Source organism: Bradyrhizobium centrolobii, assembly GCF_001641635.1.
GTDB classification, from domain to species: Bacteria; Pseudomonadota; Alphaproteobacteria; order Rhizobiales; family Xanthobacteraceae; genus Bradyrhizobium; species Bradyrhizobium centrolobii.
On record NZ_LUUB01000054.1, the window covers coordinates 88,608 to 102,376 of the forward strand.

The window sequence follows — 13,769 nt, forward strand, 5'->3', positions numbered from 1 at the left end:
TGGGCACGCTTCGCTTTGCCCACCCTACGAAACCGTCTTCGCCGCAGCCAGCGTCCGCATCGCGATGGCCACGCACACCACCATCAACACCGCCGCAAGCAGGAACGGCGCGCCCGGCAGATGCAGCGGCGCGCTGGCGCCGATGAAATACGAAAACGTCAGCGTGAACAGGAACGGGCCGACGAGCTGCGATACGCTCTGCACGCTTGAGGTCGCGCCCTGCAACCGGCCCTGCTGATCGGGCGCAACCAGCCGCGTCATCAGCGATTGCATCGCGGCGCCCGAAATGCCCCACAGCGACATCACGGGGATGCCGAGCCAGAACAGCGGGCCGGTCGGCGCACCGCCGAAGATCACGAAGCCGATCGCGCCACAGCACAAGCCCATCAGCAGCGCGTTCCGCTCGCCGAGCGCGCGTACGATCGGGCCTATCGCAAGCCCCTGCACCACCATGGCGCAGATGCCGACCATCGCGAGCGTCAGTCCCACGGTCTTTGAATCCCAGCCATACCGATAGGTCGCATAGAGCACGAAGGTCGACGGCAACACGACATGCGCAACCTGCGCAATGAAGTTGACGACCGACAACCCGGCCAGCACCGCGTTGGAGCGCAGCAGATGCAGCGCCCCGATCGGATTGGCCCTCGTCCAGCGGAACGGCGCGCGCTTCTCCGGCGCCAGCGACTCCGGCAGGATCAAGAGGCCATAGAGCGCATTGGCAAAACTCAGGGCCGCCGATGCCCAGAACGGCAAGCGTGGGTCGATATCACCGAGCAGGCCGCCCAGCGCCGGGCCAAGGATGAAGCCGGCGCCGAAGGCCGCACCGATCCTGCCGAAGATCGCCGCCCGCCGCTCGGGCGGCGTGATATCGGCGATATAGGCGAAGGCGGTCGAGATGCTGGCCGAGGTGATGCCGGAGATCACGCGGCCAATGAACAGCCACGCCAGCGACGGCGCCAGCGCCATCAGCACGTAGTCAGCCGCGAGCCCGAAATTCGACAGCAGAACCACCGGCCGTCGTCCGAAGCGGTCCGACAGCGCGCCCAGGACCGGTGAGAACACGAACTGCATCAGCGCCCAGGCGGTGCCGAACAGGCCAAAGATGCGGGCTGCATGCGCCGTGTCGTTATCGACGAAACTCTCGATGAGTTTTGGCAGGATCGGCATGATCACGCCGAGCGCGAGCATGTCGAGCAGGATGGTGACGAAGATGAAGGCGACGGCGCCACGCCGGACCGGGCCAGCGCCTGGCGCGATCGCCTGGCCGGCCTCTCCGCTCACGACAACCGCTTGCGCTTGTGCGCGAAGGGATTGGCTTTCTCGCGCAGCGTGATCCGGACCGGCGTGCCTGGCAGCTCGAAGGTCTCGCGCAGGGAATTGGTGAGATAGCGCAGATAGGCCTGCGGCACTGCGTCGGCGCGCGAGCAGAACAGCACGAAGCTCGGCGGACGCGCCTTGGTCTGGGTGATGTAGTTGAGCTTGAGCCTACGGCCGGACACGGCTGGCGGCGGATTGGCCTGAATCGCCTGCTCGAACCAGCGGTTCAATGCGGAGGTCGGCACGCGCCTGTTCCAGATCGCGTAGGCGTCCTGAACCGCCTGCATAAGGCGATCGATGCCGTCGCCCATCAGGCCGGAAACCGCGACGATCGGCACGCCCTTGACCTGCGGCAGCCAGTGGTCGGCGTCACGACGCAGGCCGGAGATGGCGCCGCCGCCCTTGGTCTCCATCAGGTCCCACTTGTTGACCGCGAGCACGACCGCGCGGCCCTCGCGCTCGATCAGGTCGGCGATGCGCAGGTCCTGCTCCTCGAAGCGGTTCTGCGAGTCCATCATCAGCACGACGACCTCGGCAAAGCGCACCGCGCGCAGCGCATCCGCGACCGAGAGCTTTTCCAGCTTCTCCTCGATACGCGAGCGCCGGCGCAGGCCGGCAGTGTCGAACACACGAAAATCACGGCCCTTCCAATTGATTTCGACAGCGATGGAATCGCGCGTGGTGCCTGCTTCGGGACTTGTCAGCAGGCGCTCCTCGCCAAGCAGATGGTTGATCAGCGTCGACTTGCCGGCATTGGGCCGGCCGACAATGGCGACCCGGATCGGACGCGTGGCGGCCTCTTCCTCCGAGAGCGGCTCGTCGTCCTCGGCCTCATCCTCGTCCACTGGCTCCGGCATTAGCCCGCTCAGGGCGTCATAGAGCTCGCCCATGCCCTCGCCGTGCTCGGCCGAGATCTGGATTGGATCGCCGAGGCCCAGCGCAAAGGCTTCCATCGCTCCGGCGTCGCCGTGCTTACCTTCGCTCTTGTTGGCGACCAGCAGCACCGGCTTGTTGGCGCGGCGGGCGAAATCGGCAAAGGCGCGGTCGGTCGGCGTGAGGCCGACGCGGGCATCGATCACGAAGAACAGCGCGTCGGCCTGCGCAATCGCGGTTTCCGTCTGCTCCTGCATGCGCGCGGTCAGCGAGCCCCTGGCGCCCTCGTCGAGGCCGGCGGTATCGATCACCGTGAACTGGAGGTCGCCAAGCTTGGCCTCGCCCTCGCGGCGGTCCCGGGTGACGCCGGGCAGATCATCAACAAGCGCGAGCTTTTGTCCGACCAGGCGGTTGAACAGCGTCGACTTGCCGACATTGGGCCGGCCGATGATGGCAATCGTGAAGGACATCGGTCATTCGTGCGCTGCGGGGGATGCGCCTGTCAATGCAATGAAACAATCAGCGCGAGAAGCTGCCGCTCGGCAGCGGGGCCGGGAATGCCCCTTGTGACTGCTGTTGCTGCGTGGTCTGCGCCGATTGCGACGGCTGCTGGGTGGACTGATCAGGCGGCGGCGCGGTGGTGCGCTTGCGCGCGATCTTCTGCTTGGGCGGCGGGCTGGTTGCAGGCGGCGCCTCGGCGGGTTGGGCTTCGCCATCGACCTCGCCCGCCGGCGCCTCGGCCGGCGCGGTCGCAGCGGTGGCCGGCTGCTTGGTCTTCTTCGCCTTGGCGGATTTCGACGATTTGGCGGGCTCGGGCGGCGGCTCGACTGGTACAGCCGCAGCGGCAGCCGCATTCTGCTGGTCCTGCTGTTGCTGGGCGCCCTTGTACATCTCCTTCGGCACGCCCTGCTCAAGGCCCGGCACGCCCTCGGGGAAGACCGGCTTGCGGTCGCCCGGCAGCTTCTTCTTGGTGTCGAGGAAGTCGAGGAGGTCGCTCGGATCGAATCCGCCGCTGGAGCAGCCGCCCAGGAGGCCGGTGAAGGCGATCAGGACGGCGGCTGCGATCAAACGTGGCGTGCGGCGCATCGTGGTCTCTCGTCTAACGTCAGAGGGCCGTAAGCTCTCAAGCTCAGCTCTTGGCGACGGGCGGAAGCAAGGCCTGGAGCGCCTCGGCGCGCGAGCGCAGGCCCGGCGGCGTTTCGCCGTCCTCCGCAATCACGTCCAGCCATTTGCGGGCCGCGGCCGTGTCGCCATTGCGCCAGGCCGACAGCGCCAGCATCTCGCGCGCGCTATGGCGGAAGGTCGATCCGGCCGCAGCCGAGGCTTCCAACCGTTGCTGCATGTCGGCGTAACTTGTGCCGTCGAGCAGCAGCCCGGCGGAGCGAATCTTCGCGAGGTCCTGCCACTCGGTGCCGACGCTGCGATCGGCGGCGATGTCGTCATACATCTTGGCTGCAGCCTTGGGATCCCGGGCCGCAGCCTCGGCGGCGGCACGCAGCAGCGCGAGCGTGCGGTAGCCCGAAGGAGCCCTGGCCGCGAGCTCGGTAAAGGCCTTCTCGGCCTCCGCGTGCTTGTCCTGCTCCGACAGCTCGACGGCCTTCTCGAAGGCGGCGCCGGCCTCGGCGGACTTCTTGGCCTCCAGGAACTGGTAGCCGCGCCAGCCACCCACGGCCGCCACGATCAGCACCATCAGGGCGATGAAGTAGATCGAATACTTATCCCACAGCTTCTTGAGCTGTTCGCGACGTACTTCCTCGTCGACTTCGTCAAATAATTCAGACACTTAAGCTAATCCCATGCCCGGTCGGGAGCGCGCGCCAGATCGTTCGCGTCGGAAATCCCGTCCCCGCGTGGCCGCGGCGTACCCTATCGATATGGCGGTGGCAAGGCAAAGCCAGCCCGATCAAGGCGTTAACCCACGCCCTCGCACGCCCTTCAGGCTGCCCGCCCGCTCAGGTTCCCGTCAGTTGCTCCCGCAACTGCCGCTTCAGCACCTTGCCGTTGGCGTTGCGTGGCAGCGGCTCGGCGGTGACGGCAAGCGTCTCCGGCACCTTGTAGTCGGATAGCCGTTCGGCACACCAGGCCCGCAACTCCTCGCCGGCAACCGGCAACCGCGTTACCACCACCGCGTGGACGCGCTCGCCCAGCACCGGGCAAGGCTTGGCGAGAATCGCGCTTTCGACCACGGCGGGATGGCCGGCCAGCACGGATTCGACCTCGGCCGAATAGATCTTCAGCCCGCCGCGATTGATCATGTCCTTCTGGCGGTCGAACACGCGAACGAAGCCGTCCGCGTCGACTGAGCCGAGATCACCGGAATGCCAGAAGCCGCTGGTAAAACTTTCGGCCGTCGCCTTCGGATTGTTCCAATAACCCTTGATCACGGATGCGCTCTGGATCCAGAGCTCGCCGATCTCGCCGCGCGGCAGCTCGCGCCCGTCCACACCCATCGCGACGATCCGGGCGCCGGGGCACGGCAGGCCGACGCTGTCGATATGGCTTGCCGTCAGCTCGCCCGGCATGATCGTCGAGGGCGACGTCGTCTCAGTGGATCCATAGCAGTTCATCAGCTTCAGGCCGGGAATCTTCGCCTTGAGCTTCTCGATGGTCGCGACCGGCATCGGCGCGCCGCCGAAGCCGCCGATGCGCCAGCTCGACAGATCATGGCTGTCGAAATCGGGCTGGAGCAGGCAGAGATTGTACATCGCCGGCACCATCACCGTGTATGTGACGCGCTCGCGCGCGGCGAGCCTGAGATAGTCCGCCGCCTTGAACTCCGGCATGATGATCAGCGTGCCGGCGCAGCAGATCATGGTCGTGATGTTGGCGACGACGCCGGTGACGTGGCCGAGCGGGACCGCCGCGATCGAACGGTCCGCCGACGTGAGTTGCAGGCAGGACACGAACACTGTCGAGGAATGGATGATGTTGCAGTGGGCCAGCATCGCGCCCTTCGGCTTGCCGGTCGTGCCCGAGGTGTAGAGGATCATCGCGGTGTCCTCTTCGGCAACGTCGACTGGCGCGGGTGCCGGCGCATTGTCCGCGAGCACCGCGAAGCGCGACAGCTGCGGATCATCGTCCATGGCGACGCGATTGACGACGTCAGGGATATCCCGCCCATCGGGCAGGCGCTCGGCAAGCGCGGCCTCGTGGATCAGGACTTTGGCGCCGCAATCGGTGAGCACATAGGCGATCTCGGGCTTCTGCTGGCGGGTGCTGAGCAGCACCGTCACCAGCCCTTGATGCGCGGCGGCAAACAGGATCAGCGGAAATTCGATGCGGTTGCCGAGCAGGACCGCGACGCGGTCGCCGCGCTTGAGGCCGAGCTTGCGAAAGCCCGCCGCGATCCGCGCGGCCTTGTCGGCGGCCTGCCGCCAGCTCAGCCGGACATGGCCGCAGATCAGTGCCTCGCCATCGCCGTTCTGCGCAACCGCTTCCGCGATCATCGCCCACAGGCTGCCCGGCCGCTCCGGGAAAGCCGGCACGACGCGGTCACCGAAGCGCGGCTCAAGCCGCATGGGCGGAAGTGCGTGCTGCGACCAGTCCATGCGCCCCCTCGTCAGCTCTTCTTCATCTCGTAGACGTGCTCCGGGCCTGGGAAGGCACGGCTCTTCACATCGCGCGCATAGCCCGCGATGGCTTCCTCGATCGCCGGCCCGAGATTGCCATAGCGGCGCACGAATTTCGGCGACCGCGGTGACAAGCCGAGCATATCCTCCAGCACCAAAATCTGGCCGTCGCAGGCTGCGCTCGCGCCAATGCCGATGGTAGGAACGGCGATCGATTGCGTGATCTTGCGCGCCAGCGGCTCGGCGACCGCCTCGATCACGATCGAGAAGGCCCCCGCCTCTGCGATCGCCCTGGCGTCGTTCTCGATCGGAGCCCAGTTCGTCTCCTCGCGACCCTGTGCGCGGAACGAGCCAAGCGTATTGATCGACTGTGGCGTCAGCCCGATATGGCCCATCACGGGAATGCCGCGCTCGGAGAGAAACGCCACCGTCTCCGCCATCCGCGCGCCGCCCTCGAGCTTGACCGCGCCGCACAGCGTTTCCTTCATGATCCGCACCGCCGACTGGAAGGCCTGTTCCTTCGAGCCTTCGTAGGAGCCGAACGGCATGTCGACGACGACGAGCGCCTGCCGAGAGCCGCGCATCACCGCGCAGCCCTGCAGGATCATCATGTCGAGCGTCACGGGCACCGTGGTCTCGAAGCCATGCATGACATTGCCCAGGGAATCGCCGACCAGGATCGCGTCGCAGTGCTTGTCGACCAGCGCGGCGGTGTGCGCGTGATAGGAGGTCAGCATCACGATGGGCTCGCCATTCTTGCGAACGCGGAGGTCGGGCGCGGTCTTGCGCTTGATCGCGGATTGGACGGACATTGTTCAGGACCCCATGACAGGCACGCCGATCACGACCGGGTGGAACGCGAACGCCAGCGCCAAATAAGCGACGACGCCGACCGCGACCGCGATCAGGTCGTTGGTGGCGCCCCCCACTGGAATGGGCGGGCCGCCGCTATCGGTGCGGTACTTCAGCGAGATACGGTCATAGACCGCCCAGCCCAGGAACGAGCCAAACAGGATGATGGAGCCGAGGTCGCCGTTCGCCAAGAGGTGCGCCGCGGCCCACAGCTTGATGCCGGCCAGCATCGGATGCTTCAGCGTCGCGTAGATGCGGCCGCGCAGATAGGAGGCAACCACCAGGATGACGGCAGGCAGCATCAGCGCGACCGTGATGTGCTTCAACGCCTTCGGCGGATACCAGACGTCGATCCAGCCGGTGGCGCGGTAATGGGCGAAGCCCCAGACGATCAGCGCAAGGCCCGCGAGCGACACCAGCGAATAGAGGATCTTGTAGGTGCCCTCGCCCAGCCTCGCGATCGCCTGCGCCCGCGCCTTGCGTTTCGAGGTGAATACGTGCGCCGCGAAAAACAGCACAAGCCCCAGGATCATGACCAGCAGACCCACGGCATCCTCCCCTTAAGCTAGCGCCCCCGCTCATGGGGTATCATTGATTGGCCGCCCGTCGCAACCGATGGAGTGCGCTCTGTGGGAGGCGCAAGCGCCACTACTTCCCCAGTTCCCGATTGTCGACATACCGGATCGCGATCGGCCGCCCGGCGAGTGCACCGCCTAGGCCGCTGGTGAACTTCAGCGGCAGACATGCCTTCAGCGACGCATTGATCGCGTCGAGATAGGTCGTTCGGGTATCGACCGGGACGCCCGCGGTCGCAAAGGTCGGGCGTGGCGGCCCGATCAGGCCGCCCGCCTTGTTGAAGCTGAAGCGCACCGACATCTGCATGCCCGCACGCGCATTGTCTGATGGCGGCGACCAGCAGGTACGGAGCTCAGCAAAGAGGTCGCCGATCGTATCAAGGTCGTGGTCCGGCTTCTGATATTTGGCGCGATCGGCCTCGGGCGGAACGCTCTCGACCGTGAGCCGAAGATCCTGACCGTAGGGATAGTCGATCTCGGGAATGCAAGGCCCATGCTCGAGCACGCTGCAATAGTACGGCGTGCAGGGACGGCCATCGAGCACGCTGCAAGGCTCGTGCGAGAATGGAATTGGATTGATCTGCCGCCGCCGTGCGTCGGCACCGAGCGTCGATGCCGCTAGCAGGAGAAGAACCAGAATGACGCGCCACATGATCCGAGCCCGCAATGCCATCTATCTGATACATGGCATCGTCCGTGAACGCATCAAGCCCGCAGGCGTTCACATGCTCGCGCTCGGCTTCTTGTCGCCGCCCCGCCTGACCGGGCAACCCAATACGCCGTGGTGCAAGCCGGGGGCATGACAGCTGGGGTCAAGCTGCCCTTAGCCCTTCTTCTTCACGTCCTTCACGTTGGCGAACTCGATGCCCTCGGCGCGTTCCCTGGTGTAGCCGAGATAGAACTCGTTCCTGGCGAGATACACGGGATCGCCGTCGACATCGTCGGCAATGCTGGAGGTATTGGCGGCTACGAAGGTCTCGAGCTTCTTGCGGTCGTCCGAGGAGACCCAGCGTGCGAGCTGGAATTCGCTCACCTCGAACTCGACCGGCAGCGCATATTCGGCCTCAAGCCGAGCCTTCAGCACGTCGAGCTGCAGCGCGCCGACCACCCCGACCAGCGCCGGCGCGCCGTCGCGCGGGCGGAACACCTGCACCACGCCTTCTTCCGACATCTGCTGAAGCGCTTCCTTCAGCTTCTTCGCCTTCATCGCATCGGTCAGCCGGACGCGGCGGACGATTTCCGGCGCGAAGCTCGGCACGCCGACGAAGGTGAAATCCTCGCCCTCGGTCAGCGTATCGCCGATGCGCAGCGTGCCGTGGTTGGGAATGCCGACGACGTCGCCGGCGAAGGCCTCGTCCGCGACCGAGCGGTCCTGCGCGAAGAAGAATTGCGGGCTCGACAACGGCATGCTCTTGCCGGTGCGCACGAGCTTGGCCTTCATGCCACGGCTGAGCTTGCCGGAGCACAGCCGCGCGAAGGCGATACGGTCGCGGTGGTTCGGATCCATGTTTGCCTGGATCTTGAACACGAAGGCGCTCATGCGCGGATCGGTGGCTTCGACTTTGCGCTGGTCACTCTCCTGCGCGCGCGGCTCCGGCGCAAACTTGCCGAGCCCTTCCAGGAGGTCGCCGACGCCGAAATTGCGTAGCGCGCTGCCAAAATAGACCGGCGTCAGATGGCCCTCGCGAAACGCGGCGAGTTCGAACGGCTTGGAGGCCTCGGTGACGAGCTCGAGTTCGTCCTTCACGGCCCCAACGTCGAGGTTTGCGTTGAGCTTTGCCAGCTCCTCGATCTCGATCTGCTGCGCAGCGCCGGTCTTGGCGCCGCCGCCTTCGAGCAGGCGCACGCCGCCATTGACGACGTCATAGGTGCCCAGAAAGTCGCGGCCGCGGCCGACCGGCCAGGTCATCGGCGTAGTGTCGAGCGCCAGCGTCTTCTCGATCTCATCCAAGAGCTCGAAAACGTCGCGGCTCTCGCGGTCCATCTTGTTGATGAAGGTAATGATCGGGATGTCGCGCAGGCGGCAGACCTCGAACAACTTTCTCGTGCGCGCTTCGATGCCCTTGGCGGCGTCGATCACCATCACGGCGGAGTCCACCGCCGTGAGTGTCCGATAGGTGTCTTCCGAGAAGTCCTCGTGGCCCGGCGTGTCCAGAAGGTTGAACACAAGGCCTTCGAACTCGAAAGTCATCACCGAGGTCACGACGGAGATGCCGCGCTCGCGCTCGATCTTCATCCAGTCCGAACGGGTGTTGCGCCGCTCGCCCTTGGCCTTGACCTGGCCGGCAAGATTGATGGCGCCGCCGAACAGTAGCAGCTTTTCGGTCAGCGTGGTCTTGCCCGCGTCAGGGTGGGAGATGATCGCAAAGGTGCGCCGCCGCGCCACTTCGGCGGCAAGCGGGGAACGGGCCGGCGATTCGGCGGGAATGGCGATGTCGGACATGGCGGGAGCGTTTGGCAGGGAAAATGGGCCTGATCAAGCCTCATTTGGTGATTGCGAAGCCCTCTGACCAGCCCCATATCGGTCTTTGGAAGGACGACCTTCCTCTCATCAGGATATCCCGCGGGGACGACCCTGCCTTGAACGGAGGGTCGTCATGGCTTGGTCCATCTTGTTCGTCGCCGGTCTCCTGGAAATCGCCTGGGCGATCGGCCTCAAATACACCGAGGGTTTCACCAAGCTCGTTCCGTCGGTTCTCACGCTCGCCGCCATGGCCGGCAGTGTCATCTTGCTCGGCCTTGCCCTCAAATCGCTTCCGATTGGAACCGCCTATGCGGTCTGGACCGGCATTGGCGCGGTCGGCACCGCGGTGCTGGGGATCATCCTGTTCGGCGAGCCGGCCACCGCATTTCGACTCGCCAGCATCGGGCTGATCGTCTCAGGGATCGTCGGGCTGAAGCTCGTCACTTGAAGATCTGGACCGCCCACCAGGTGAGTGCCGCGACGATCGCGGACGCCGGGATCGTAATCACCCAGGCGTACACGATCGAGCTTGCGACGTTCCAGCGCACCGCCGAGACGCGGCGCGCGGCGCCGACGCCGACGATCGCGCCGGTGATGGTGTGCGTGGTCGAGACGGGAACGCCGAGGAACGTCGCCATGAACAGCGTCGCGGCGCCGCCCGTCTCGGCGCAGAAGCCCTGCATCGGCGTCAGCTTGGTGATGCGCAGGCCCATGGTGCGGACGATGCGCCAGCCGCCCATCAACGTGCCGAGCGCCATCGCCGCCTGGCAGGACAGCACCACCCAGAACGGCACTGAGAATTCGCTGCCGAGATGCCCCTGCGAATAGAGCAGCACGGCAATGATACCCATGGTCTTCTGCGCGTCATTGCCGCCATGGCCGAGCGAATAGAGCGAGGCGGAGGCGAATTGCAGGATGCGGAAGGCGCGGTCGACCGCGAACGGCGTCGAGCGCACCGAGGCCCAGGACACGATGGCAACCAGCATCATCGCGAGCAGGAAGCCGACCAGCGGCGACAGCACGATCGCCAGCACCGCCTTGGACAATCCGCTCCACACCGCGGCCGAGATTCCTGCCTTCGCCATGCCGCCGCCGACGAGGCCGCCGATCAGGGCATGTGACGATGAGGACGGGATGCCAAGCGCCCAGGTGACGATATTCCAGACGATGGCACCGACCAGGGCCGAGAAGATTACCTGGGCATCGACGATCGAGGGATCGATGATGCCGATGCCGATGGTCTGGGCGACGTGCAGCCCGAACACGGTGAAGGCCACGAAGTTGAAGAAGGCCGCCCAGAACACGGCGAATTGCGGCCGCAGCACGCGGGTGGAGACGATGGTTGCGATCGAGTTGGCGGCATCATGCAGGCCGTTCAGGAAGTCGAACAGCAGCGCGACGGCGATCAGTCCGACCAGGACGGGAAGACCCAACGCGACATCCACGGCGCGGCCCCTGCTCTAGACCTGCTCGATGACGATGCTGTTGATCTCGTTCGCCACGTCGTCGAAGCGGTCAGCGACCTTTTCGAGGTGGTCGTAGATCTCGGCGCCGACGATGAAGTCCATCGCGCTGCCGTCGCGGTGCTTGAGGAACAATTCCTTCAGCCCGATGTCGTGGAGGTCGTCGACGCGGCCTTCGAGCTTGGTCAGCTCTTCCGTGATCGCCGTCAGCATGGCGACGTTCGGGCCGATCGATTGCAGCAGCGGCAGCGCGCGCCCGACCAGATTGGCGCACTCGACCACGAGGCCGCCAATCTCGCGCATCGGCGGCTCAAAGTCGCGCACCTCGAACAGCATCACCGCCTTGGCGGTCTGCTGCATCTGGTCGATGGCGTCGTCCATCGACGTGATGAGGTTCGTGATGTCGCCGCGGTCGAACGGCGTGATGAAGGTGCGGCGCACAGCCGTCAGCACCTCACGGGTGACGTTGTCGGCATCATTCTCAAACTGGCTGACGCGCTGGCAATAGACCGGGGTCTCCTCGCCGCCGTTCAGCATCCCCTGGAGCGCGATGGCGCCCTGGATCACGGTCTGGGCATGGCGGTCGAACAGGTCGAAGAACCGTTCTTCCTTGGGGAGGAAAGCGCGAAACCATCGCATCATGGGAATTGCTGCCGCTTGAAAATGGCCGGCCCGAATGAGCCGTCATAAAACTGTCATAGACCATTTTCGATCCACGCGCGTGCCATCGCACGCCCGCGGAGCGGGATCATCCACCGCTTTTGTAAGGCGATCAAATTGCAGTTAGATCAACGACTTAGAGTGATCTACGCAAGTAATGCGCGATCTCGCCGATGACGCCTCGGCGGAAGGTGAGCACGCAGATCACGAAGATCGCGCCCTGGATCACCGTCACCCACTGGCCGAAGCTCGCCAGGTATTGCTGCATGGCGATGATCACGAAGGCGCCGACCACAGGTCCGAAGATGGTGCCGAGACCGCCGACCAGCGTCATCAGCACGACTTCGCCGGACATCGACCAGTGCACGTCGGTGAGCGAGGCATTCTGCGCCACGAACACCTTCAGCGATCCGGCAAAGCCGGCCAGCGTGCCCGACAGGATGAAGGCCAGGAACTTGTACTGGTCGGTCCGGTAGCCCAGCGAGATCGCGCGCTGCTCGTTCTCGCGGATCGACTTCAGGACCTCGCCGAAGGGCGAGTTGATGATGCGATAGATCAGCAGAAAGCCGGCAAGGAATCCGACCAGTACGACGTAGTAGAGCACCGTCGGCTTGGACAGATCGAAGATGCCGAATAGGTGCCCCTGCGGAATGCCCTGGATGCCGTCCTCACCATGGGTGAACGGCGCCTGGAGGTAGATGAAGTACAGGAGCTGCGACAGCGCCAGCGTGATCATCGAGAAGTAGATGCCCTGGCGCCGGATCGAGATATAGCCGGTCACGATCGAAAGCAGGAAGGCCGCCGCAACGCCGACGAGGATGCCGAGCTCCGGCGGCAGCCCCCACACCTTCAATGCGTGCGCGCTGCAATAGCCGGCGGTACCGAGGAACATCGCGTGGCCGAACGACAGCAGGCCGCCATAGCCGATCAGCAGGTTGAAGGCGCAGGCGAGCAGCGCAAAGCACAGCGCCTGCATCACGAAGAACGGATAGATGCCAGTGAACGGCACGGTTGCGAGCAGCAGCGCCATCACCGCGAACACGATCATCTCGTCGCGCATCGCGCGCGGAGTCATCGGCAAGGTATCGTCTGTCAAGGCTGTCATATCAGGCCGCCCTTCCCGTCAATCCCGTCGGCTTCACCAGCAGCACCAGCACCATCAGCACGAAGACGACGGTATTGGAGGCCTCGGGGTAAAAATACTTGGTCAGGCCCTCGATCACGCCGAGCGCAAAACCGGTGATGATCGACCCCATGATCGATCCCATGCCGCCGATCACCACCACCGCGAACACGACGATGATGAGATCGGCGCCCATCAGCGGCCGCACCTGGTTGATCGGTGCCGACAGCACCCCGGCAAGTGCCGCAAGGCCGACGCCGAGGCCGTAAGTCAGCGTTATCATGCGCGGCACGTTGATGCCGAAGGCGCGCACCAGCGTCGGATTTTCGGTCGCGGCGCGCAGGTAGGCGCCAAGCCGCGTCTTCTCGATCAGGAACCATGTCGCCAGGCACACGACGAGCGAGAAGATGACGACCCAGCCGCGATAGACGGGCAAGAACATGAAGCCGAGATTCATGCCGCCCTTGAGCTGATCCGGAATGGCGTAAGGCATGCCGGATGAACCGAAATAGTTCTGGAACACGCCCTGCACGATCAGCGCGATGCCGAAGGTCAGAAGCAATCCGTAGAGATGGTCGAGGCCGGTCAGCCACTGCAGCATGGTCCGTTCCAGGATCATGCCGAAGATGCCGACGATGATCGGCGCGATGAGCAGCGCCCACCAATAGTTGATGCCGCCGAGGTTCAGCAGGAAATAGGCGACGAAAGCACCCATCATGTAGAGCGCGCCGTGGGCGAAATTGATGATGTTGAGCATGCCGAAGATCACGGCAAGCCCGAGACTGAGCAGCGCGTAGAACGAGCCGTTGATCAGTCCCACCAGTAGCTGTGCATAGAGAGCCTGCATCGATCCCGCACCCAGTCCCTTGGCGT

At 64.9% G+C, this 13,769-nt stretch carries 15 protein-coding genes; 2 read left to right on the plus strand and 13 right to left on the minus strand.

Features of this window, described 5'->3' with window-relative positions; translation table 11 throughout:
• Positions 1-24: 24 nt before the first annotated feature.
• The 8 genes from AYJ54_RS16180 to AYJ54_RS16215 form a co-directional block, all read right to left on the minus strand.
• The gene (locus AYJ54_RS16180; RefSeq protein WP_082905677.1) at positions 25-1,281 is read right to left on the minus strand and encodes a TCR/Tet family MFS transporter; all 1,257 of its coding nucleotides are present in this window, start codon (positions 1,279-1,281) and stop codon (positions 25-27) included.
• Positions 1,278-2,660 carry a ribosome biogenesis GTPase Der gene (der, locus tag AYJ54_RS16185; protein WP_063700008.1) on the minus strand — a complete coding sequence of 461 codons (1,383 nt, stop codon included), beginning with the start codon at positions 2,658-2,660 and terminating at the stop codon, positions 1,278-1,280. The genes AYJ54_RS16180 and der overlap by 4 nt, the downstream gene beginning before the upstream one ends.
• Before the next feature lie 49 nt (positions 2,661-2,709).
• Positions 2,710-3,276 carry a hypothetical protein gene (locus tag AYJ54_RS16190; protein ID WP_063700010.1) on the minus strand — a complete coding sequence of 189 codons (567 nt, stop codon included), beginning with the start codon at positions 3,274-3,276 and terminating at the stop codon, positions 2,710-2,712.
• 43 nt (positions 3,277-3,319) lie between these two features.
• Positions 3,320-3,973, minus strand: coding sequence for a tetratricopeptide repeat protein (locus AYJ54_RS16195; RefSeq protein WP_063700012.1), 654 nt, complete (start codon positions 3,971-3,973; stop codon positions 3,320-3,322).
• 169 nt (positions 3,974-4,142) lie between these two features.
• Positions 4,143-5,738 carry a class I adenylate-forming enzyme family protein gene (locus tag AYJ54_RS16200; RefSeq protein ID WP_063700014.1) on the minus strand — a complete coding sequence of 532 codons (1,596 nt, stop codon included), beginning with the start codon at positions 5,736-5,738 and terminating at the stop codon, positions 4,143-4,145.
• Positions 5,739-5,749: 11 nt separating this feature from the next.
• The gene (panB, locus tag AYJ54_RS16205) at positions 5,750-6,571 is read right to left on the minus strand and encodes a 3-methyl-2-oxobutanoate hydroxymethyltransferase (RefSeq protein WP_063700016.1); all 822 of its coding nucleotides are present in this window, start codon (positions 6,569-6,571) and stop codon (positions 5,750-5,752) included.
• Between the two features lie 3 nt (positions 6,572-6,574).
• On the minus strand, positions 6,575-7,159 hold the full coding sequence (locus AYJ54_RS16210; protein ID WP_063700018.1) for an NnrU family protein: 585 nt from the start codon (positions 7,157-7,159) through the stop codon (positions 6,575-6,577).
• A 100-nt stretch (positions 7,160-7,259) separates the two neighbouring features.
• Complete coding sequence (locus AYJ54_RS16215; RefSeq protein ID WP_063700020.1) at positions 7,260-7,838, minus strand: hypothetical protein; 579 nt, start codon at positions 7,836-7,838, stop codon at positions 7,260-7,262.
• Between AYJ54_RS16215 and AYJ54_RS50700 the strand changes: the two genes are divergently transcribed.
• On the plus strand, positions 7,825-7,989 hold the full coding sequence (locus AYJ54_RS50700) for a hypothetical protein (protein ID WP_161491866.1): 165 nt from the start codon (positions 7,825-7,827) through the stop codon (positions 7,987-7,989). The genes AYJ54_RS16215 and AYJ54_RS50700 overlap by 14 nt on opposite strands.
• Before the next feature lie 20 nt (positions 7,990-8,009).
• On the opposite strand, the gene AYJ54_RS16220 is transcribed toward AYJ54_RS50700, so the two are convergent.
• The gene (locus AYJ54_RS16220; RefSeq protein ID WP_063700022.1) at positions 8,010-9,629 is read right to left on the minus strand and encodes a peptide chain release factor 3; all 1,620 of its coding nucleotides are present in this window, start codon (positions 9,627-9,629) and stop codon (positions 8,010-8,012) included.
• Between the two features lie 154 nt (positions 9,630-9,783).
• Here AYJ54_RS16220 and sugE point away from each other — a divergent pair, with 154 nt between their 5' ends.
• The gene (gene sugE, locus AYJ54_RS16225) at positions 9,784-10,098 is read left to right on the plus strand and encodes a quaternary ammonium compound efflux SMR transporter SugE (RefSeq protein ID WP_063700024.1); all 315 of its coding nucleotides are present in this window, start codon (positions 9,784-9,786) and stop codon (positions 10,096-10,098) included.
• Here the strand turns inward: sugE and AYJ54_RS16230 are convergent.
• From AYJ54_RS16230 to AYJ54_RS16245, 4 genes are all read right to left on the minus strand, one after another.
• Complete coding sequence (locus AYJ54_RS16230) at positions 10,091-11,095, minus strand: inorganic phosphate transporter (protein WP_063700026.1); 1,005 nt, start codon at positions 11,093-11,095, stop codon at positions 10,091-10,093. The two genes, sugE and AYJ54_RS16230, sit on opposite strands and share 8 nt — an antisense overlap.
• A gap of 15 nt (positions 11,096-11,110) precedes the next feature.
• The gene (locus tag AYJ54_RS16235) at positions 11,111-11,755 is read right to left on the minus strand and encodes a DUF47 domain-containing protein (RefSeq protein ID WP_063700028.1); all 645 of its coding nucleotides are present in this window, start codon (positions 11,753-11,755) and stop codon (positions 11,111-11,113) included.
• 154 nt (positions 11,756-11,909) lie between these two features.
• Positions 11,910-12,878, minus strand: coding sequence for a branched-chain amino acid ABC transporter permease (locus tag AYJ54_RS16240; RefSeq protein ID WP_063700030.1), 969 nt, complete (start codon positions 12,876-12,878; stop codon positions 11,910-11,912).
• Position 12,879: 1 nt separating this feature from the next.
• Complete coding sequence (locus AYJ54_RS16245; RefSeq protein ID WP_063700032.1) at positions 12,880-13,743, minus strand: branched-chain amino acid ABC transporter permease; 864 nt, start codon at positions 13,741-13,743, stop codon at positions 12,880-12,882.
• Positions 13,744-13,769 lie beyond the last annotated feature (26 nt).